This window comes from Halioxenophilus aromaticivorans (genome assembly GCF_042850945.1).
Taxonomy (GTDB): Bacteria; Pseudomonadota; Gammaproteobacteria; order Pseudomonadales; family Cellvibrionaceae; genus Halioxenophilus; species Halioxenophilus aromaticivorans.
Window position 1 is genome coordinate 5,491,011 of the sequence record NZ_AP031496.1, and the last position, 21,066, is coordinate 5,512,076.

Consider the following 21,066-nt stretch of genomic DNA (forward strand, 5'->3'; position numbering starts at 1 on the left):
ACCTGTGCCACTATAAATGATTACCAGGATTTATACGGTAGGAATTTGCCGTTGAGTGTTAACAAAACTCGATCTCCCTTGGGATCTTCGATTTTGTCCACCTCCATGGAAAAATCGATGGCACTCATGATGCCATCGCCGAATTTTTCTTGGATAACCTGCTTTAATGTGTCACCGTAGACACCAACCACTTCGTAAAGGCGGTAGATTAACGGGTCGGTGGGAACCGCTTGGTCCCAAACCTTGGTAGGATACACTTCTAACGCAGTTGCGACTTCCGGGCCTACTTCTAAGTATTCGGCAATCGCTTTGGCTTTTTCTGCCGGGGCACTGTTCATTCCCAAGCAAGCCGATGCCACCCACACCGGAGACATATTCAAATCGCTGCCAATGGTTTCCCAACTTAAGCCCTTAGCCAATTTTGCAGCCATTAGTGCGTCGGTCATTGCTAACTTGTCCATCTCATTATCCTTTATTGAGTGAAGTGTGTTCCCTGGGAATCACCCAGAGAGTTTGATTACCAGAAAGCTTGATTAATAAACATCGCGCTGATAACGGTGCTCGGCTGATAGCTTATCCATATAGTCTTGCACGCCGGTTTCGTCCAGCCCACCGTGCTCGCCAATGACGTCTCTGATGGCCGCATCGACGTCGGCTGCCATACGAGACGCATCACCACAGATATAAATGTACGCGCCTGACTGCAGCCATTCATAGAACTCCTGGCCGCGCTGTTTAATTAATGTTTGCACATACACTTTTTGGGCGGTGTCCCGCGACCAAGCCAAACTTAAATTGGTTAACAAGCCGCTTTCTTGCCAAGCTTGGATTTCCTCTTGGTAGAGGTAATCCTGGGCTTCGTGTTGGTCGCCAAAAAACAGCCAATTCTGGCCTCCGGCAGCGCGCACTTCACGCTCCTCCAAAAAGGCTCTAAAGGGCGCGATTCCGGTACCCGGGCCAATCATAATGACCGGCGCACTATCGTTTTGGGTGATATGGAAATGTGCAGAAGGCTGAACATAGACACCTAGGCTCGCGCCGGCTGCTAGCCGCTCTCCAAACCAGGTAGAAGCCACGCCTTTGCGCTTTTTACTGTGTAATTCATAGTGCACCTCACCCACGGTAAGATGTACTTCGCCTGGGTGTTTATTGGGGCTCGAAGCAATGGAATATAATCGCGGTTGCAAAACACGCAGCCCATCAGCAAATGTCTGAGCATCCAGCGTTGGTTTTAGCCGACTAAGTACGTCTATAACTTGATATTCTTCCGGCGAGGCATCGATTCCCCAGGTAGCCAAGGCCTTAGCGTTGACCGTGTGTATATCCAACTTAGTTTGTAACAAAACGCGCAGAGTCGCCCTTCCGCTTTTTTGCTCGATAAGCTCTTTACCGGTGAACCCTCCTGCGGCTAGGATTTCACTAACTTCGGTAGCGCAGTTCATTGGCCACACGCCCAGGGCATCACCCACTTGGTAGGCCATATCCTCGCCACCGCCAGCCAGAGATATTTCTATATGGTTTACTCGCTTAGCCGATTCCTGGCCGCTAAGGTTGTGGGTATCGATTAACGTGGCAATAAACGGCGTATTTTTACTGAATTTCGGCTCTGGCTCAGACTCGGCAGCAGACGGACTGGCAGCCGCACCGGCCGCCGACGCAAACACCTCGGTTTGAAAAACCGCCTCTTTCCAAGCGGCGTAGTCGTCTTCAAAGGCAACGTCGCAGGAGACCCATTCAAGACAGGGCGTTGCACCCAGCTCTACCATACGCGAATAGATATCTTGCGCTGCGCGGTTAAAATGCGTGTAGCTCGAATCGCCCAAGCCGCACACACTAAAGCTGAGGGACGCAGGTAATTGCGGGGCGTCGTCGGCCATTAACGCAGTGTAAAAATGCTTGGCGTTGTCCGGTGGCTCACCTTCGCCAAAGGTAGAGCAGAGGATCACCGCGTGACTGATGGTTGCCAGATCCGCTGGTGTAATGTCGTCCAACTCAATGATCTCGGCCTCGAACCCCTGGGTAGCCGCGAATTTTTTTAGATCCTTTGATAATACTTCGCAGTTACCCGACTGCGAGCCGTACAATACCGTTAATGGTGTCCCCGGTGCGTCTTCCATGGCCCCTTTCGCTGCCGCTGCAGCAATAGCGTTGATGCCCGTCAACAAACCGTTTAACCATTGGCGCTGTTCGGCATCAAAGGGCGCCTCCTCTGGTAACTCAACCACACTGCTGGAATCTGCACTGGCATTCATTATTGAGGATAATTGGTCAATTAAACTATCGTTCATTGTGTTGTTCCGAATAATGCTTTTATTTCGATGAATTGGTTATCAAATCTGTTATCAGTCTCTGTTAGCGTGGCATAAGCATAATAAGAATAAAGAGAGGCAGCCGATTTCATTCATTCACGCCTCTACCCTCATTACTTTAAATTCATTCCTTTACACCCTCGCCACACAATCACATATCACTCCGTTTTCTTATTATGTCAATTAGCTCAAGCTTGGCTCTAACCACCATTGCTACAATAAGATGTCTTTTAGCTGACTTTCATCGTAGCGACCGGTGAATGCGATAAAGCTTTCGTTACCTTCTCGCTTATTCAGGTAATTAGCGACAATGGTTTCTGCAACACCGCAGATGTCACGGGAGGCAATAGGCCCACACAGAAATTTTGCCAGGTTCTGGTCATCGTCAACGCCGCCCCCAACAACCACGTTATAACCTTCAGTGCCGTCCTTTGCGGCAGTGCCGATCAACCCTATATCACCAATATAATGTTGTGCGCAGGAATTGGGGCAACCTGTAAGATGAATGTTAATTGGAGAATCCAGCTCAAAGCGTTGGTTAAGATGATCAATAATGGCGTTACCATCGGCTTTGGTATAGGCGTTACCCAACTTACACGCCCAACGGCCGGTGCATGCCACAGCGCCAGCCTCAAATGAGGTAGCCGTGGTCGTCATGCCTAACGCTTCTAATTCTTGAATGACTTTATCCACATCTTCATTTTTAATGTGGGGTATCAAAAAGTTTTGCCACACCGTCAGCCGCACATCGTTTTTGCCATATTTCATGGCGATGTCTCCAACACCGCGCATTTGCTCCGGTGTCATTTTACCTAGCCGCAGAGCAACGCCCACATAGCTGTAGCCATCCTGCGCCTGCGGGTGAACACCAATGTGCCCCTGCCGATTAATCTTGGGGCGAGGCGCATCGAATCTTGCCGACAGCGGAATAATTTTTACCCCGTTGCCGTATTCATCGAGCTTTGCTTGCACTTTAGTGCACACCCAATCAAAGCCATGGGCGTCCAAAACGTATTTAAAGCGCGCTTTTTTACGATTTGTGCGGTCGCCGTGCTCAACAAATACTCTTAAAATGGCATCTGCGATCTCTGGGGTATCTTTAGGGTGGCAAACAAAGCCGGTATCGCGGGCAAAATCGTTGTGGCCCGTAATGCCGCCTAAAATGATGCGGCAATAAATTCCCGGCTCCACACCCTGGTCATTGTCTTGCACATCCACCGCCACAAAAGCGACATCGTTGGTATCTGAAACACAGGAAGCCGTGCCTGCGTTATCGAAGGAGAAGTTAAATTTACGGGGTATGCCCTGAAAATCTCGGGTATTTAAAATTCGATGACTCAGCGCGACTGCATACTTTTGCAGGTCAATTAATTCTTCGGGGTCAAATCCGGCTGTGGGAATACAGGTAATATTGCGGGCGCTGTCCGCCCCCGTGCCTTTGCAAGATAAACCCGTATCGTGCATTAGCGTAAGCATCTCTAGAACACGGTTGGGCTCGACTTCTCTAAATTGAAAACTGCCCCGCGTCGTGACATGGGCATAACCCCCTGCGATATCTTCGGCGATATCCCCTAGCACAATCATCTGATCGCCACGAACCTTACAGGCCGGTATGCGCATGCGAACCATATAACCTTCCATGGCTGGCGTGACGTTAAACAACCCATAGTGCCGCGCCATAAATTGGTCCAGCCCAGTCAATAACTGATTGGTATCGTTGCTGCGAACGATGTCCTGCCAGATATCGAGCACATGGGTCTCATATTTCCGCTTTTCTTCTTTACACAGGTCTTCTACCGGAGTGCCCCAAAACGACTCTGGCACAGCGGAGGCTTGGGCTTGCTGAGACCCACCCAATGCTAGGTGCAAATTCGCACTTACTAGGGTATCCGCCAGGTAACGTTTTTGTTCAGCAGTGAATCCGTGCTGTTGCTTGCTGCTGGCGATGACATTGGCTGTTGCTGCTTGATCGCTGGATTGGCCTGCAGAGTAGGTAGGTGAATGAGACAACGCGCAACCCCCTGAGATTACTTCTTTAAGTATAGAGGACTGTGAAATGCAAAATACCTGCCCAGTGTGCAGAACTGCAGTCAACACGACCGCGCTTAGTTGTGTAGTTATTCTGCTGGTCAACTCAGCTCAGTTTTTGCACAACCAGAAGGCAAGGTGTTTTGAAATGATCCAAAATCGCACCCCAAAAGTCATTTTAAAAATTTCATGACTTTTAGGTGCACCACAAATGAACCTTAACCCTCGAGCACTTGTGCAAGATTGGAGCTGACAACAGAAAATAGCACCAAATAAACGCACGCATTTTCACCTCTATTTCTTGAAGCACCATTATTTTTCACCAAAACGCCCTTTTTTTGGGGCTTGGCACTCCCCTTGCTAAAACAGATTTGCCTTGTTCACAAACATCGCGATTGCGCTGCTTAAGTTTTGCTATATCACCTTTGCCCCTACGAAGGGTTTTCACGGATTTTAGGGAGTTACCTGTTATGTCTTATTTGGAACCATCAGAGTTTGCCAAAAAAATGGTAGACGCTGGCGAGCAAAAGATTTTTATGTCTACCAAGGATACGTTTATTCGCGCCTACATGGCCGGAGCCATTCTCGCCTTGGCCGCCTTTTTTGCGATTACCGTTATCACACAAACCGGTAATGCGGTATTGGGAGCCTGCCTGTTCCCGGTTGGCTTTATTATGCTTTACCTAATGAAGTTTGATTTGCTCACCGGTGTATTTACATTGGTACCTTTGGCGTTGATTGATAAGCGCCCTGGCTGCGATATGAAAGGCCTGCTACGCAATTGGGGATTGGTTTTTGTCGGTAACTTTGCCGGCGCATTAACCACCGCGTTCTTTGCTTCTTTTATTTTGACCTACGGTTACCAAGTAGACGGTGGCGCAGTAGCGGCTAAAGTTTCCACCATTGGTGAGTCACGTACTCTTGGCTACAAAGCGCAGGGTATTTTGGGTTGGTTCACGATTTTCATCCGCGGCATGCTGTGTAACTGGATGGTTTCCATGGGCGTTGTGTTAGCCATGGTTTCTACCTCTGCCATTGCTAAAATCTTTGCCATGTGGATGCCAATTATGCTCTTCTTCTATATGGTATTTGAGCACTCCATCGTAAACATGTTCTTGTTCCCATTCTCTATGATTATGGGTGGCGACTTTGAGATAATCGACTACTTCCTTTGGAATGAAATCCCAACGGCTTTGGGTAACCTTGTGGGCGGATTCTGTTTAGTGGGCCTCCCCCTATATTTAACCCATGTGCGGGAATCAAAAGCGACAGCTGCGGTTTAAACCGACAACAGCAAAGCTGCTAAAGGGAGGGCGTAAGTGGGTACCACTTGCGCCCTTTTTTGTGTTGTGAATAGCCGTGGATTAATTAATATAGTCCGAATAAATCTATACCCCCCTAAAAAGAGTTACACGCTTACCTATGGCAGTAAAACTATCCGTCCGCGTTGGACAACACAGCGACAAGGGCAGAAAGCCGGTAAACCAAGACTTTTACGGGGTTTCAATTCCGCCTGCGCCTATTTCAACCAACAAAGGCATGGTGATAGCGCTAGCCGATGGCATTAGTAGCAGTGACGTTAGCCAGGAAGCCAGTAAAGCGGCAGTAACAAGCTTTATAGAAGATTATTGCAGCACACCGGAGTCTTGGAGCGTTAAGAAATCCGCCCACTGTGTGCTCAACGCGATCAATTCCTGGCTGCATTTTCAAAACCAGCGCAGCCACTTTCGCTACAACCTCGACAGAGGCTACGTGTGTACTTTTAGCGGTATTATTTTTAAATCTGCAACGGCCCATATATTTCATATTGGCGATGCACGGGTTTACCAAGTATTAGACACCACGCTCCATCAACTCACCACAGACCACCGAGTGCAGGTATCGCGGGATGAACACTATCTTCAACGAGCCTTAGGTACCAGTCAGTTTCTTGAATTTGATTACCACTCTATTACTCTGCAACCCGGCAGCCTGTTGTTTCTAGCAACGGATGGTATCTACGAATATGTTACCGAGGCCGATATTGCCAGCATCAGTAGAGCGCATATTGATGACCTCGATAAAGCCGCCAAAGAGCTGGTGGACCTAGCATACCTCAATGGCAGCGACGACAACCTGACCTGCCAAATTGTGTATATAGAGTCGATACCGGATCAGTCCAGCGAAGAGGTTATCGAAACCCAAACCGATTTACCCTTTCCCCCAGTAATGCATGCACGCCACAAAATAGACGGCTACACCATCGTGAGGCCGCTGTATAACAGCGCTCGCAGCCATGTGTACCTAGCCGTAGATGATAAGAGCCAACACGAAATCGTGATTAAGGTTCCGTCTAACGAATTGCAAGGTGATAAAAAATACCTAGAGCGTTTTTTGCTGGAGGAATGGATTGCCCGCCGCATCGATAATGCTCATGTTCTTAAGCCAGCAGCGTTAGACCGTAGCAAGCAGTATTTTTACGTCGCTACGGAATACATAAAGGGCCAGACCCTGGCCCAGTGGATGGTGGATAACCCCACCCCACGGCTGGACCAAGTAAGGGCCATTGTTGAGCAGATCGCCAGGGGGTTGCAAGCGTTTCACCGGCTGGAAATGCTGCACCAAGACCTACGCCCAGAAAACATTATGATCGACTACACCGGCACCGTACAAATCATTGATTTTGGCGCAACCTGGGTGGCCGGCTTAGAAGAGATCTCGCCAACCATCACTCGCAGTGAAATTTTGGGCACCGCTCAATACACTGCTCCGGAATATTTTGTGGGTGAATTTGGCACGCCGCAATCGGATTTGTTTTCTCTGGCGGTAATCACCTATCAGATGTTGTCCGGCCGGCTGCCCTACGGCGCCAAGATCGCCCGAGCACAAAGCCGGGCGGCGCAAAAAAAGCTTACCTACCACAGCGTTACCAGCGATAGAAGAGAAACCCCAGCGTGGGTTGATTTGACGTTACGCAAAGCCCTAGCCATAGACCCGCGCAAACGCTACAGCCAGCTCAGCGAGTTTATCTACGATTTACGCCAACCCAACGTAAAATTTGTTAACCAAACCAAGCCACCCTTAATAGAGCGAAACCCTCTCGCGTTTTGGCAATCGCTCTGCGCCATACTCGCCGTTATTGTTATAGCGCTGGTGTACCACATACTATCTACCTAATACTTTATGTCGATTAAACCCACCTACTCCCACAACGGAAAACCGGCTTCCGTTGTGGCTGCTTGCAAGGCCGGCGCAAATACCTGTGCCGGTGCCAATCGATCCAAGGTCGCCACTAAATTCGAAAGATTCTTCGCCTGCAACCGGCAACAGGCGAGGTAATCTTTTAACACAGCCACCAATGACGATTGCTCGCGCTGCAGCCGAGCATCTAGCGACTGAAAAAAGGCCGCTCCGCCCCAGTAGTACACAGGGTATTGTTTTGATTCGCGTAGAATTTGGGCCGCGTAGTGGAACGGAATTTTGTGGTAAATATAGTTATCCTGGGCTTGGCTGATTTTAGCGTGAGTCTTTTGGCTGACTTGCTCTGGCGTTAAAACGCCTAGGGTATGCATAACTCGGTACTGCAAATAGCTGGCGAAGCCCTCCGCAAACCAACTGTAATCTTGGCCAACATAGGGAATCAGCAAATGGCTAAGCTCGTGGGGCGCCGTCCAATCCTTCAAAAACTGCTGTAGGGAATAGCTTGGGTCAACGTGAAAATGAATAGCCTGATTTGGCCGCCGCCGGGTATTGGCCCAGGGCACAGGCTCACCTTTACCTGCCATACGATGAAAATAGACGTGCACATCGAACGGGTAAGGTGCCACGGTTTGCTCCACTGCGGCAGCGGTTTTACTTACCCAATGTTTTAACCGAGTTTTTTCTTGGGGGGAGAATGGATCTTGCCAATGCCATATGAGCTCAGCCTGGGCATTGGTAATACTCAAAGCCATGGCCAGTAACAAGCACGCGCTAGCCTTGTTAATGGCCCTAGGCGTGGTACCTGTAATTGCTAACGTTAAGTAACAAGCCAATCGTATCATCGTCGTTAACCTGTTGTTGCGTTGCCTCCGGCTCGTACCGCACCCACCGTGGTACCCATGGTTTTTTTAAACACCCGGGCGAAGGCAGCTTCCGAGGCGTAACCCACGGCATCTGCCACCTGCTCTACGCTGTGGCCCTTTTTTAACTCGGCAAAGGCCACTTGCATGCGCCACCACACCAAGTATTGGGTGGCCGTCATACCGGCTACCTCGGAGAACAATTGCGCAAACCTCGAACGCGACATATTGGCCTGCTCCGCCAGAGAGGCCAACTGCCAATCTCTGCCTGGGCGGCTGTGCATGGCTTTAACGGCCTTAAACAGCCTTGGGTGGTTATACACCGCCAGCAAGCCGGTTGGATGACTGCTGTTTTGTATATGGCAACGCAAGGTATAGCTCACCAGCACCTCACACAGGCGCGCCAGTACGGGGCTATTGAGCTCTTCGCCGGCCAGGCTTTCGTGCACGATCAGTTCACTCAGGGGCTTCAGCCACTGGCCAGCCTCCGCCATACGCACCACCACAACCTTGGGCAACAAACCCACCAATTGTGCGCCGCCACTGTGATGAAAATGGATGACACCGCACAGCAAGCTAGTGCCGGGTTGGCCTTGAGACTGAGCGATGGGTAGATGTTGCTGCTGCCCACTTAACGGCTCTGTGGGCACAATGCTGTGGGCCAGCTCCCGAGGAAAGATCGCCACATCGCCCTGGTGTAAGTGCCACTCGCCCTCCCCAGGCACCTGCAAGCGGCACTCCCCTTGGCTCGGCATATGAAAACACGCCCGGTTGGTGGCTTCTGCCTCTAGGTGCCAATCACCGCACACCCGCGCGTTATGGTAAACCTCGACCTTAAGCCTCAGTAAATTGACCAAATCATCAATTAACGACACAACGCCCCCACTTGATACGAATGAGCAGAACAAGGAAACCATACAGCATTAATTAACCTGTAAGCCAGCCCTAAACTGGACACTCCTAATTCATTAACCCCAAGGAGTTGATTATGTCATTTACCTTTTACGAAATTGAAACCGCCCCAGAGAACGTAAAGCCACAACTGGAAGCCTCTAAAAAGGCCTTTGGCTTTGTACCGGGTTTGCATAAAGCACTGGCAGCCTCACCCCAGGTGCTGGAAATTTACAAGCACCTACACACTGAGTTTCAAAACAGCAGCTTTAATAACGCCGAACTCACCGTGGTGTGGCAAACCATCAACTATTACCACCACTGTAACTATTGCCTACCAGCACACACCGGCATTGCCCATATGATGCAAGTAGACGAAAAGTTAATTGATGCTTTGAGTAAAGGCGAGCCAGTGGCAGACCCAAAACTAAGAGCGCTGCAAGAAACCACCTACGCCATAGTAGACCAGCGTGGCAATTTAACGGATGCGCAATTGGATAAATTCTACAGCGCCGGTTACGGCAACCAGCAACTACTAGAGATATTATTGGGTTTGGCGCAGAAGGTACTGAGCAACTACACCAACCACTTGGCGAAGACGCCGGTGGATGAGGCGTTTAAGAAGTTTGTTGTGTAATTCGCCCTACTCAATAGCGCGCCTGAATCTCTCATGCGCGCTATTGACCAGTGACGACAGCAATAACGCCCAATTTATTACTCGGGCACTTGCCTTCCCCAGACCTTCCACTGTAAAGAATTTCACATATCACTTTAGGCCCTTGAATACCGAATAAAGCCACCGCTCTCCCACCAACCACATATTTGCGATATTCATGTAAATCAGATGCACTGACCAAAATAAAAAGTTTAGCCGCATTAACTTACCGGTCAAATTAATTAACGCTCAACTCCTTACCCTCAATTGCAAATATCCGAAGCTTGTACTGACTTTCACGCCGCTATAATTCATAACTTACTTTAAGCACTGTTTTGTTAATGACACCTCTTATATCATTAAACCCGGCCAGACTCTCAACTGGGCAATATTAAAGTCATCAAGGCAACCGTATTCCTTCTCGCCCCCGGACGTGCTAACTTTGTCATTCGCAAGACGAAAGTTTTCTATTCACGGCTGAACAATTAAGCGCTTGAACTGCTTGAATGACTTACCGCTTGTTCTCCATTGGTGGTTGTTACCTATTTTTTACTGAACAACTTAGCTCGCCGCGCGGGGATGCATGACAGAGATTCAAATACGTTTAATTGATGTGGCCGATCTATATTATTCTGGTTATTACTACGAGGGATTTGACAGACTCAGCCGCGCCGATTCGCGTTTGGGTGAAGTAGCGCTTCGGACCAATGTATCCTTAAATATTCCGGCAACCATCAAAAACGCGCTACAGGATAAGAACGCGCGCCATCTATTATTTGCGATAAGTATCTACAGCATTCGCACCGATTCCGTTGAATATTTTATATGTATCGATGCTCATGACAGCAATAAAACCGCAGGAATATCTGACCATACTGAAGGATATCACCGGTCATTACTCAAGGTAGTGGACAGATACTATAAAGTAAATTTTAACGAAGACTTCTTAAAACACAGTGATTTGCCACTTGCACTACAGCAAAAAGTTCGGCCCATTGCTCAGTTCGCACCAATTATAACGTCCGCCATATTACCATTTTGCAAACGAATAATTTTCCCGTTGAATCCCATAAGAATCAAACCGGGGCTAAGCCATTCAAAACCCTACTCGGGATTTTGGCAAGACGTTTTACAGCGGATCAGACGTTTACGTAAGCTACAATCCTTAGACCAATTATTAAAACTCCGTTACGAACCCAAAACCATCGATATATTCTTTGTCACATCCTATCGCCCGAACCCAAGGCACAACGCAGCGATGGAATTTCGACACAGCTTGATGGAGCTAATTAATAAAAAACCACATTTACACTGCACTATCGGGTTTACGTCCCACGCCGATATACCCCCTCAGTATCGAAAAATGAAGCAGCCTAGACTGTCTCAGGCGGATTACCTAAAAGCCATGAGCCGAGCCAAGATAGTAATTTATACGCAAGGCATGGACGGGTGCATTTCCTCTAAGTTTTTATTAGCAATGAGCGCCGGCTGTGTAATGCTTGGAGATCCGATTAACAACAACACCGACATGATAGCCAAGTACACACACCTAAAAGATCAATTTGGTTATTCCAATCCGAGTACAGTTGTCGATAGCGCTATCGCAATACTTAGTGAAAATTCAAGTTTGGAGAGACTGTCTCGATTAAACCTTGAGCTGTTTGATAATTATCTATCCCCTACCAAAGCAGCCCAGTGGATACTGAAAGATTTGGGTTTGGCCGCCTAGCGCAACTAATAATTTTGCCATCATGGATACGAGTGTAGGGAATTAAACGTCGTTACATCATCTATTAGCCCGGAGATTCTAATATGCAGGACGAAGTAAAAAAAGACCAGCAATCTACCGATTCAGAATGGTCCTTGCCCGAAAGCATTATCGATGGCGTTCTATTCAGGGAAACGAAGAATATTATCACCGGAAACGGCACTACTTCCGAGGGCTATAGAGAGGATTGGAATCTACACTCAGATCCGATTAAACAAATTATTCAGGTAACCTTACGTCCCGGTGCGATTTCAGCTTGGCATATGCACCGCTTACAGAAAGACCATGTCTTCGTGATTTTAGGCACGTTTAAACTAGCGATGTACGATGGCCGCCCTCAGTCACCCACCTATCAAAAACTGGAAGTCAGAAACCTAAGTAACTTACGGCCGGGGGCTTTAGTAATACCGCCTGGCATCTGGCATGGCTTTAAAAACCTATCACATCAAGAGTCAATTTTTATAAATTACTTTGATAGGGCCTATCAGTATTCCGATCCAGACGAATACAGATTACCTCCGGACACCACTGAAATCCCCTTTACTTTTTAAATTCTACCGGAGCCACCAATGAACGATGACGCAAGCAACAGTGATTTCGGTGATAACTTCGTACTTACCATGATTACCAATTGCCCAACGGAAGCAAGGCGAGGTGTTCTGGCCGGTATCAATAGGATTGGGGTAGATTTAGAAAAGATAGGTAAAGCACAACGTCAATCAGGGCTCAATTCTAGAGTATCCAGCCACGACCTGAACGATCTCGAAGACATCCGCCGAGCCATTGATCACCACCCGCTATTTGTAAGAGTAAACAGCATGCATGCTGGTAGCGAGTTTGAGATTAACGCGGCTCTGGATATTGGCGCTACGCATATAATGTTGCCCTACTTTCATCGGCCACAGGAGGTTAAGGATTTCTCTCGGCTCGTCAATGGCCGTGCTACCACTATCCTGCTGGTAGAAACTGCCGCCGCTATTTTTTATATCGAAGACTTGGTTAAGATATCGGGTATCGATGAGATTCATATTGGCTTAACCGATCTAAAAATTTCGCTCAATATCCCGTCCCGCTTTGAAACACTAACACATTGGATTGCTGAACATGTTAGCAAGGTCGTAAACGGAGCAGGCTTACCATTCCACGTTGGCGGCGTGACCTGTATTGACGACCAACGCTTGCCCATTCCTGGCTGGCGAGTTGCAAGCCAATACCCAAGGCTAAACGCTACCGGGGCGCTGGTTACCAGAGCATTTCTCGAAGCCGCCAACAGTGACTCGAAGTTAATCACCGAGGTTGATACATTTCGCCGCTTTTTAAATGAGTGTGCCAGCTCTTCAGCCAAATCATGGGAACAGGAGCGATCATCATTAAAGACATTTATACGGCAGGAATTAGCTCAAGGGAAGGTTTTGCCGTAACTGACTAGATTATTTCTTAGAACAGATAAATTCGGTAGCGCTAGCGATAACAAAACGACCATTTCGCAGGCCGATCAATGGGCCAGCACTAGCCAGCCGCCACCAGCAGATACGCCTGCACCATTACCAGTAAAAACAGTATCGCCGAGACCACCATCCAAAAGCGCTCTGGATGACGCTCCATCAAAGGCGCTTGGTTAATTTGCCGCAGCATTACCGGGTTGGGTTTGGTTAGGTCGTGAAGAAATTCCGAATACGCGGGGTAGCGCCGAGCCACCGAGGGATTACAGGCTTTTTCTAAAACCATATCCACCCATGCCGGTAGATCTTTACGTTTTGTTTTTAAGCTTTGGTAGTGCCATTGGTGCAGTTGTTTGGGCGGTGAGCGGTGGGCATTTTCTAAAGCGTAGGGTACTGAGCCTGTGAGCATCTCGTAGGTAATAACGCCAAGAGAAAATAAATCCGATTGAAACACGCCATGACCTCCCAACAAGTATTCCGGTGCAATATAATTTACAGAACCCACGGGCACACCGTTTTCTAGTACGCTGCCCACTTCCTCCAAGCTATCTACCTGCACGGTACCCAAGTCAATAATTTTGACTTTGCCATCGTTGCCGATAACAATGTTCTCCGGTTTTAAGTCGCGGTGTACCATTCCTGCTCGCTGAAACACACGCAGACCTCGGATAATTTCCTGCAGTAAATCACGCACGCTATTTAAAGACGGTAAAGGATGCTCCAGCATCCATTGCCTTAACGTTTCACCTTCGACGTATTCACACAGATGGTATAAAAACTTTTCTCCATCGTGAGGAAGAATTTTCATTACGTACGGGCTATTTAATTTTCGGCCTACCCATTGTTCTCGAATGAAACCCTCTAAATATTGGGCATCCTCGGTGAAATTTTCCGAGGGCGCTTTGAGTATCAGAGGCCGTTGGTAATTGGGGTGCTTTACCAAATACACGTGGCTGCGGGTGCCACTATAAAGCACCTTTAATACTTCGTAGCCGTCAATCTTCATACCCACATCCAGCACTGGCGGAATAATTAATTCGGTCAGCGCCCGATGAGATTCGTTTATGTCTTCTAGTGGCAGCTCATCCACACTGACCAGTAAACAAGTGACGTTATCGTCGCTACCACCTGCCAAGGCCTTAACGGCAATAGCTTTGGCTTTTTCTTCCCAGCTGAGAGAGGGAGATTGCGCCAGGGCTATAATGTCTTGTTCCTGCACAAATTCGTGCACACCATCGGTGGACAAAAACAGCACGTCGCCCTGCTTTAATTCCGTTGGCAGGTAATCCATTTCTAAGCGGGTATCGATTCCCAATGCACGCACCAGGTGGCTTTTATTGCCGGCCAAAAAACGACAGTGATCCTGGGTGAGCAACTCCAACTTATTGTCACGCAGCAAATAGGCTCGGGTGTCGCCGGCGTGGAAGATATGAGCCGTTGTGGATTTAATGACCGCCGCGGTAAACGTAGTGACGTAAGCGTCGTCATTGCGATTTAACAGCCCGCCTTGGGAAAACAACCAGTTGTTAAGCGATTTGAGCACTCGGCTAACCGAATCTCGGATGGACCAGCTATCCGGTGTGGCGTAGTAGTCGCTAATAAAATTGGTCACGCTGGTTTGGCTGGCGATGTGGGAGTTTTCGCTACAACTGACACCATCGGCAATGCATGCCACCGCGCCTTTGATCAGCTTAACCGAGCCCTCTGGTGTGTAAGCAGCGAAGGCATCATCGTTGCCGTCTTTTGCACCGGCATCACTGTAACCACCAATGCTGAGTTTGAGTGTGTCTGGTTGTAGCACACCGGATTCTATGGCGGTGGCGGCTTTGGTTTTAGTCATCATTGGTTACCGGCCGAGAAAGAGTTACCCATCAAAAAGGGGTGCCATAATAGCACCCCTTTTGGTATTGCAACGGATGCGCGCAGCGCTTAGGAAGATACGTTGATTAGCTCTACCGAGCCATCCTCGCGCACTTCTGCCATTTGGCCCTGCGGCTCTTCCAAGAATAAGAGGGCCACAAAACCCAACACTGCGGTGGCCGCGATAACGAAGAAGAAGGTGCTGGCATCCACGGCTGCAAACACCGCCAAATAGGTTACTGCTCCCACATTACCGTAGGCACCGGTCATACCCGCAATTTGGCCGGTTAAACGACGCTTAATTAAAGGCACCACGGCAAATACAGCACCCTCACCGGCCTGTACAAAGAAAGAACACGCCATGGCAGCCACTACGGCCAACCACAATGGCCAAGAGCTATTAACCTGCCCCATAGCAAAGTAACCAATGGCCAAACCAGCGGTAAGAATCAATAACACCGGCTTGCGACCAAAGCGATCCGACAACCAACCACCACCAGGGCGAGACATCAGATTCATAAAGGCGTAAGCTGAGGCAACCATACCGGCCATAACGGGTGACAACTCAAACGTTGTGGCAAAGAACAACGGCAACATAGACACCACCGCCAACTCAGAACCAAAAGTGGCGAAGTAAAGCACGTTAAGAACGGCCACCTGCTTGAATTGGTACTGGTGCATTTCTGGCACTGGAGTGTGGAACACGTCTTTGTTCACATCCCAGATTTTTTTCACTTCCACAAAGTACAGCGCAACTAAGAATACCCAGATGCCGATGGCCGCGGTTTGGCTAAGCATGCCCATCTTGGCGGGTGACAGATTGTAGGTAAGGAAGGCCAGAATGGCGTACATTGGGATTTTCATTAACAGCAAAAAGTAGAAATCGCCCTTGCTGGTAACTTCCAGGGCGCCCAGATTTTTAGGACGGAAGTACGTTGAGCCCTTGGGGGTATCACTGACTGAAGCGTAGAAGATAAACGAGTACACCAGCGAAATAACGCCGGTAATACCGACGGCATAGCGCCAGCCGTCATCGCCACCAAAAATAAGCGCAACGGTTGGCAAGGTAAAGGCAGCGGCGGCAGAACCAAAGTTGCCCCAGCCACCATAAATGCCTTCGGCGGTGCCTAGCTCGTTGTGCGGGAACCACTCAGACACCATGCGAATGCCGATCACAAAGCCGGCACCAATACCACCCAACAAGAACCGAGCGATAGCGGCCTGGGTGAAAGTGTCCGCCATGGCGAAGGCAAAGCAAGGCAGGGAAAAGAGCGCTAGCAACGCGGAGTAAACGATGCGCGGGCCGTATTTATCGGTGAGCATACCGACGATCACCCGAGCCGGGATGGCCAGTGCAACGTTGAGCGTCAGTAGCATTTTTACTTCGGCATCGGTTAAGCCCAGAGTTGCTTTGATGGCTTGTAACATGGGGGCAAGGTTGAACCAAACCACAAAGGTGATAAAGAAGGCAATCCAGGTAAGATGCAACACTCGCATCTTGCCGGTAAACGACAGCAGGTTGAACTTTTCGGTGCTCATTGCGGCAGAACTCCTAATAAAGGTGTGTAGTTGCCGCCAGTATTACAAGAAGCGTGCCTAAGGCACCAAAAACTGTCAAATTTATTTAAAAGGCCCCAAAAAGCCACTTATTTCAGTTGCTTATCAGCACCCCTGAGAGACATGAAAAACTTTTATGCGCAACGATGGTGCTTTATTCAAAGAAAATTATGCACCAGCAGATTACACAAACCTTAAGGTCATGACACTTCTAGTGCAATTTTGTTTTATACATCCGCCGCACGACAGGCTGCAACAACCCAAATAACTGGGATTACCCATAACCAAGGATAGGGCAACCGAGGGCAAGGTGTGTGACTGAGAGAAAAGTAGCCATAGGAAACGCACCCCGAAAAGGAAGACAATCCGGGGAATACTGGTGCGAAAGTTGCGAAAGCTAATAGAGAGAAGGCCGGTAACTAATGGAAGCCCCACATAATGGAAGACTCCTCCAATTAAAGCAGGCACACCTAGAAAGACATAGGCTAGAAGGAGACAGGATCTTGCAAATAGCCATACAAATACTCGTTTGCACTCAGCTCACCCTGCCCCCGGTACACCGCTAGGTAACTGTACCAAGCATCATCGCTGACTGGTTTTTCTGCGTGGCGGGCGAACAAGGCTTCGTTTCCTTCCCAGGCAAATTGCGACGCTTCAGCGTCCGCCGGCCAATCGGCCACGGCACCCGTCGTTGAACCTGCGAACCCCCGGGCCCCATGATCGCCGGCTGCAAATTGGCGCCCCAGGCTTGCGCCCACCAGCTGATCCAACAGAGTTTTGCTTTGCGCTTGCAACCGCAAACCCACCTGATGGCACACCCCCAGGACCGCTGTGGAGCCGCTATTTATCTGGCACAGGGCGCTGAGCTGCCGGTAATCCGTAACACTGCTGTTCACCGCCACACGTAAAGACTCACCCAGCGATTGAGCGTTGCGTTCAATATTGTGATACCGAAAGGACGCGTCCACGGCCACCAAATGCCGATACAGGTAGTCTTCCTTGAGTTCGCCCTGGGCCGCCCGGTTTAGGTAGTTCAGGGCACTGGGGTTATCGCCCAGCCGTGCGTAGTAAAGCGCGATGTTGAGCAACGTGGCCATATTGTCGCCGTCATTGCGAATGAGCGAATCAACTATAGGCAGCCCGCACAAGCTGGAGGCCGGGTTGTGAACGCAATGGGACAGTACGTGGTAATTGACGAGCACTTCATCGGCGTTGAAGGCGTAGGCATCGAGTAGATATCGCTCTTTGAGGTCGAGATCGGCGTGGCTGGCGATGGCCATTAACACCAAATCCTCGTTGCGCTGCCCCTGTACCATGGCCTTTTGCCAGGGCGTGGTAGCCCATGCTGGCACTGTTCCAACAATGTCTGTTGAAGACAGATGGCCATCGGTAAGCAGGTCGCTGGCCGGCCCCGATGCTAGTGAGGTAAGGGAATAACCTGCCAGCTCGGTGTTGTGCGCCATTTGCGGCAGGGATACGGCCAATTGGCTAGGGCTTGGCGGGGCCTTCTCCGGCTGTGCGTTTTGCCACCGAGCCATCATCCTTGTATCGACAGCTGCCACCACCATAGCAACCAACCCCAGGCACCCCAGTAACTTATAAACGCTGGTAGAAAAGCTGTTTTCTGTAAAACCTCGGGTGAACACTGGCACGTCCCTATGCAGAATGTTAAGTACTTTGGCGCTGAATCACACCGTGAAAGTCAGTGTAGTCAACCTTACCATCTGGAACGGTTATTAAACGCTTTAGGCGACAACCGGTCGGATTCTTGTGTAGAGCTACTCAAATACTTAACCATCTGGTAATGTTTGCCTGTGCCCCTCCTGCGGACAGCCCGAGCCAATTCGTTTATGGCGATCTACACTTAATTTTAAGAGCACGCAAGCAACACTCTCGGGTATTTCGTTTACCAAAACCGTAAGTCTCAGTTAAATGGCCCAACAACAAACACAAACCACCGGCCCAGCGCCCGAACCGCTGCGCTATGACGCCACTGGCGGCCAAGATGAAGCCTTGGCATCCGATGGCAGGCTGCTGCCCCAATGGCAACAATTGTTGTCTCGCGTTGAAGAAATGGGCGTGGTGGGATTAGCCGATCGCACCGATAAAATTCGCCGCATACTGCGCGACGACGGCGCCATCTACAGTGCCGCCGGGCGCACCTCGGTTTGGGGGCTGGACCCGCTGCCAATTGTTTTGTCCGCCGATCAATGGCGAGAAATCGAAGTGGGCCTGGTAGAGCGTGCCCAGCTGTTGGATTTCGTCTTAAAAGACCTCTACGGCAACCAAGAGATCATCCGTCGAGGCTTGGTGCCACCAGAGGCCATTTACAACCACCCTGGGTTTATTCGCGCCTGCCATCACACCCACTTACCTGGCCAGCATCAGCTAATATTGTACGCCGCAGATCTTATCCGCACACCGGATGGCCGCATTATGGTACTCAGCGACCGCACCCAGGCCCCATCGGGCACCGGTTATGCGCTGGAAAACCGCCTGGTAATGCAGCGGGTATTCCCACTGATGTTCCGCGAAAGCGGCATTCGCATGTTGCGCAGCTTCTTTAACACTATGCGCAACCAGATGGTGCGCTTGGCCCCCACCAAGAACCTGCGCAATGGCGAGGGCCCCAGGATTGTTATCCTCACTCCCGGCTCCTACAGCGAAACCTTTTTCGAACACGCCTTTTTAGCCAACTACCTGGGCTATCCCCTGGTACAGGGCAAAGACCTTACCGTGCGCAAAGGCCACGTGTGGATGAAAACCCTGGACGGTCTGTCTCGGGTTGATGTGATTCTGCGCCGGGTGGACGACTCCTACTGCGACCCAGTAGAACTGCGCGGTGATTCTCAGCTGGGCGTGCCCGGCCTACTGGAAGTGGTGCGAGCCGGTAACGTATCCATAGCCAACCCACTGGGCAGCGGCATTTTAGAAGCCGGCGCCTTAATGAAGTACCTACCGGCCATTAGCGAACACTTTTTTGGCAAAACCCTGCGCCTACCCAGCGCCCCCACTTACTGGTGCGGCGATAAAGACGACTGCGATTACGTCATCAATAACCTGCGGCAAATGCGCATCAAACCGGCCCAGGGCCACTTCGACAGCCACGCCATCTATGGCAGCAGCCTGTCGGAGAACGAGCTCAACGATTTGTCGCTGCAAATACAGCAAACCCCCGCCAATTTCGTTGCCCAGGATTATATTCAGCCAGTTACCGGCCCCTGCTGGCGCAACAACAGTCTACAACCCAGGCCCTTCGCCCTGCGTACCTTCGCCGTGGCTGACGAACAAGGCTATAAGGTCATGCCTGGCGGTCTAACCCGCGCCGCCGCCAACGCCCGCGACCAATTAATCTCTAACCAACTGGGTGCCGTCAGTAAAGACACCTGGGTGGAGCTACCCAGCGAGCAAGACGAAGCCAACGCCCCCGCGGCACCGCCGCCGTTGATGAACCGAACCGTGGACAGCAGCTTGCCTAGCCGGGTGGTGGAAAACCTGTTTTGGGTGGGGCGCTATGCCGAACGCAGTGATATGTCCCTGAGGCTGCTGCGCACGGTGTTTATGCAGCTCAATGGCGCCAACCAACTGCCGGCGGAAGCCGAGCGGCAACTCCTGTATTCCGTTACTCAGCTCACCATGACCTACCCCGGCTTCACCGAAGCCAAAGACGGCGTGTTCGAAAATCCAGAGCGAGAGCTCATGAGCGTGGTACTCGACCACAAACGCATGGGCAGCATCAGCAGCAGCCTGCGCAGTATGTTGCGTTCGTCGGCGGAGGTGCGCGAGATGTTGTCGTCGGATACCCAGCGGGTAATGAACGACATTGACGATGAAATTGAGCAGCTACACATTAACCTGCGCACCGGCATGTCCTCTGCTCCGGAAGAAGCACTAGATCCACTGGTAACTGCACTGCTAGCCCTGGGCGGACTATTCAGCGACAGCATGTTCCGTGGTATGAGCTGGCACTTTTTAGAGATTGGCCGCGGCATTGAAAAGGTGTACCAACTCACCACGCTGATGCGCTCGTTGCTGGTGCCAGCCTGCTCGCTGGACGAATCCGAAGCTGCCTGTGTGGAATCGATCCTATCAACCACCGAAGGGTTAACCACCTTTAGACGCCGCTTCCGCAACGACGCCAGCCTCTACAACGTGCTGGCAACGCTGATGCTGGATCGCACCAACCCGCGTTCTTTAATTTACCAACTTGAGCAACTCAAGCGCTTTGTTGGAGCTCTACCCAAAACCCGAACCGCCGCGCCGGAGTCTTCCCGGGAAGAGCGCGCAATGATTGAGGCCATTGCCAACTTGCAACTGGCGGATTTAACCAAACTAATTGAAGTTAATCGCAAAAAACCCAACGTGCGCAGCCAGCTAGACCAACTGCTGGTGCGCCTGCAAGAATTGATGGACACCACCGCCACGGCCATCAGCGACGTGTACTTTGACCACGCCGCCGGTCCACAACAATTGGTGCAAAACCCCTGGGTGATTGATTAACTTGGCTGTTAACAGA

15 protein-coding genes are annotated in these 21,066 nt (G+C 50.2%); 7 read left to right on the forward strand and 8 right to left on the reverse strand.

The features are described from left to right. Positions 1-20: 20 nt before the first annotated feature. The 3 genes from cynS to ACGHM3_RS23350 form a co-directional block, all read right to left on the reverse strand. A complete protein-coding gene (gene cynS, locus ACGHM3_RS23340; RefSeq protein ID WP_345424536.1) occupies positions 21-461 on the reverse strand; it encodes a cyanase in 441 nt (146 codons plus the stop codon). A 72-nt stretch (positions 462-533) separates the two neighbouring features. Continuing rightward, the gene (locus ACGHM3_RS23345) at positions 534-2,288 is read right to left on the reverse strand and encodes a sulfite reductase flavoprotein subunit alpha (RefSeq protein ID WP_345424539.1); all 1,755 of its coding nucleotides are present in this window, start codon (positions 2,286-2,288) and stop codon (positions 534-536) included. 234 nt (positions 2,289-2,522) lie between these two features. Beyond that, entirely contained in the window at positions 2,523-4,319 is a 1,797-nt protein-coding gene (locus tag ACGHM3_RS23350; RefSeq protein ID WP_345424542.1) for a NirA family protein, read from the reverse strand. A gap of 488 nt (positions 4,320-4,807) precedes the next feature. Between ACGHM3_RS23350 and ACGHM3_RS23355 the strand changes: the two genes are divergently transcribed. Together ACGHM3_RS23355 and ACGHM3_RS23360 are read left to right on the forward strand one after the other, a co-directional pair. Continuing rightward, entirely contained in the window at positions 4,808-5,620 is an 813-nt protein-coding gene (locus ACGHM3_RS23355; protein WP_345424545.1) for a formate/nitrite transporter family protein, read from the forward strand. A gap of 139 nt (positions 5,621-5,759) precedes the next feature. Beyond that, positions 5,760-7,493, forward strand: coding sequence for a bifunctional protein-serine/threonine kinase/phosphatase (locus tag ACGHM3_RS23360; protein ID WP_345424548.1), 1,734 nt, complete (start codon positions 5,760-5,762; stop codon positions 7,491-7,493). Between the two features lie 23 nt (positions 7,494-7,516). On the opposite strand, the gene ACGHM3_RS23365 is transcribed toward ACGHM3_RS23360, so the two are convergent. Together ACGHM3_RS23365 and ACGHM3_RS23370 are read right to left on the reverse strand one after the other, a co-directional pair. Next, positions 7,517-8,263, reverse strand: a complete 747-nt coding sequence (locus ACGHM3_RS23365) for a hypothetical protein (RefSeq protein WP_345424551.1) — start codon at positions 8,261-8,263, stop codon at positions 7,517-7,519. A 101-nt stretch (positions 8,264-8,364) separates the two neighbouring features. Then, positions 8,365-9,252: an AraC family transcriptional regulator gene (locus tag ACGHM3_RS23370; protein ID WP_345424554.1), complete on the reverse strand. Its 888-nt coding sequence runs from the start codon at positions 9,250-9,252 to the stop codon at positions 8,365-8,367. A gap of 110 nt (positions 9,253-9,362) precedes the next feature. Here ACGHM3_RS23370 and ACGHM3_RS23375 point away from each other — a divergent pair, with 110 nt between their 5' ends. The 4 genes from ACGHM3_RS23375 to ACGHM3_RS23390 all read left to right on the forward strand — a co-directional run bounded on the left by ACGHM3_RS23375 (position 9,363) and on the right by ACGHM3_RS23390 (position 13,112). Continuing rightward, the gene (locus ACGHM3_RS23375; protein ID WP_345425017.1) at positions 9,363-9,905 is read left to right on the forward strand and encodes a carboxymuconolactone decarboxylase family protein; all 543 of its coding nucleotides are present in this window, start codon (positions 9,363-9,365) and stop codon (positions 9,903-9,905) included. A 601-nt stretch (positions 9,906-10,506) separates the two neighbouring features. Continuing rightward, positions 10,507-11,652 carry a hypothetical protein gene (locus tag ACGHM3_RS23380; protein WP_345424558.1) on the forward strand — a complete coding sequence of 382 codons (1,146 nt, stop codon included), beginning with the start codon at positions 10,507-10,509 and terminating at the stop codon, positions 11,650-11,652. Between the two features lie 83 nt (positions 11,653-11,735). After that, a complete protein-coding gene (locus ACGHM3_RS23385) occupies positions 11,736-12,242 on the forward strand; it encodes a dTDP-4-dehydrorhamnose 3,5-epimerase family protein (protein WP_345424561.1) in 507 nt (168 codons plus the stop codon). A gap of 18 nt (positions 12,243-12,260) precedes the next feature. Further along, complete coding sequence (locus ACGHM3_RS23390; protein ID WP_345424564.1) at positions 12,261-13,112, forward strand: aldolase/citrate lyase family protein; 852 nt, start codon at positions 12,261-12,263, stop codon at positions 13,110-13,112. An 88-nt stretch (positions 13,113-13,200) separates the two neighbouring features. Here ACGHM3_RS23390 and ACGHM3_RS23395 read toward each other — a convergent pair whose 3' ends face one another. The 3 genes from ACGHM3_RS23395 to ACGHM3_RS23405 form a co-directional block, all read right to left on the reverse strand. Then, on the reverse strand, positions 13,201-14,976 hold the full coding sequence (locus tag ACGHM3_RS23395) for a bifunctional protein-serine/threonine kinase/phosphatase (RefSeq protein ID WP_345424567.1): 1,776 nt from the start codon (positions 14,974-14,976) through the stop codon (positions 13,201-13,203). Between the two features lie 86 nt (positions 14,977-15,062). Further along, positions 15,063-16,532, reverse strand: a complete 1,470-nt coding sequence (locus ACGHM3_RS23400; protein WP_345424570.1) for a NarK family nitrate/nitrite MFS transporter — start codon at positions 16,530-16,532, stop codon at positions 15,063-15,065. A gap of 503 nt (positions 16,533-17,035) precedes the next feature. Beyond that, the gene (locus ACGHM3_RS23405) at positions 17,036-18,196 is read right to left on the reverse strand and encodes a hypothetical protein (RefSeq protein WP_345424573.1); all 1,161 of its coding nucleotides are present in this window, start codon (positions 18,194-18,196) and stop codon (positions 17,036-17,038) included. 286 nt (positions 18,197-18,482) lie between these two features. Between ACGHM3_RS23405 and ACGHM3_RS23410 the strand changes: the two genes are divergently transcribed. Then, on the forward strand, positions 18,483-21,050 hold the full coding sequence (locus ACGHM3_RS23410) for a circularly permuted type 2 ATP-grasp protein (RefSeq protein WP_345424576.1): 2,568 nt from the start codon (positions 18,483-18,485) through the stop codon (positions 21,048-21,050). Positions 21,051-21,066 lie beyond the last annotated feature (16 nt).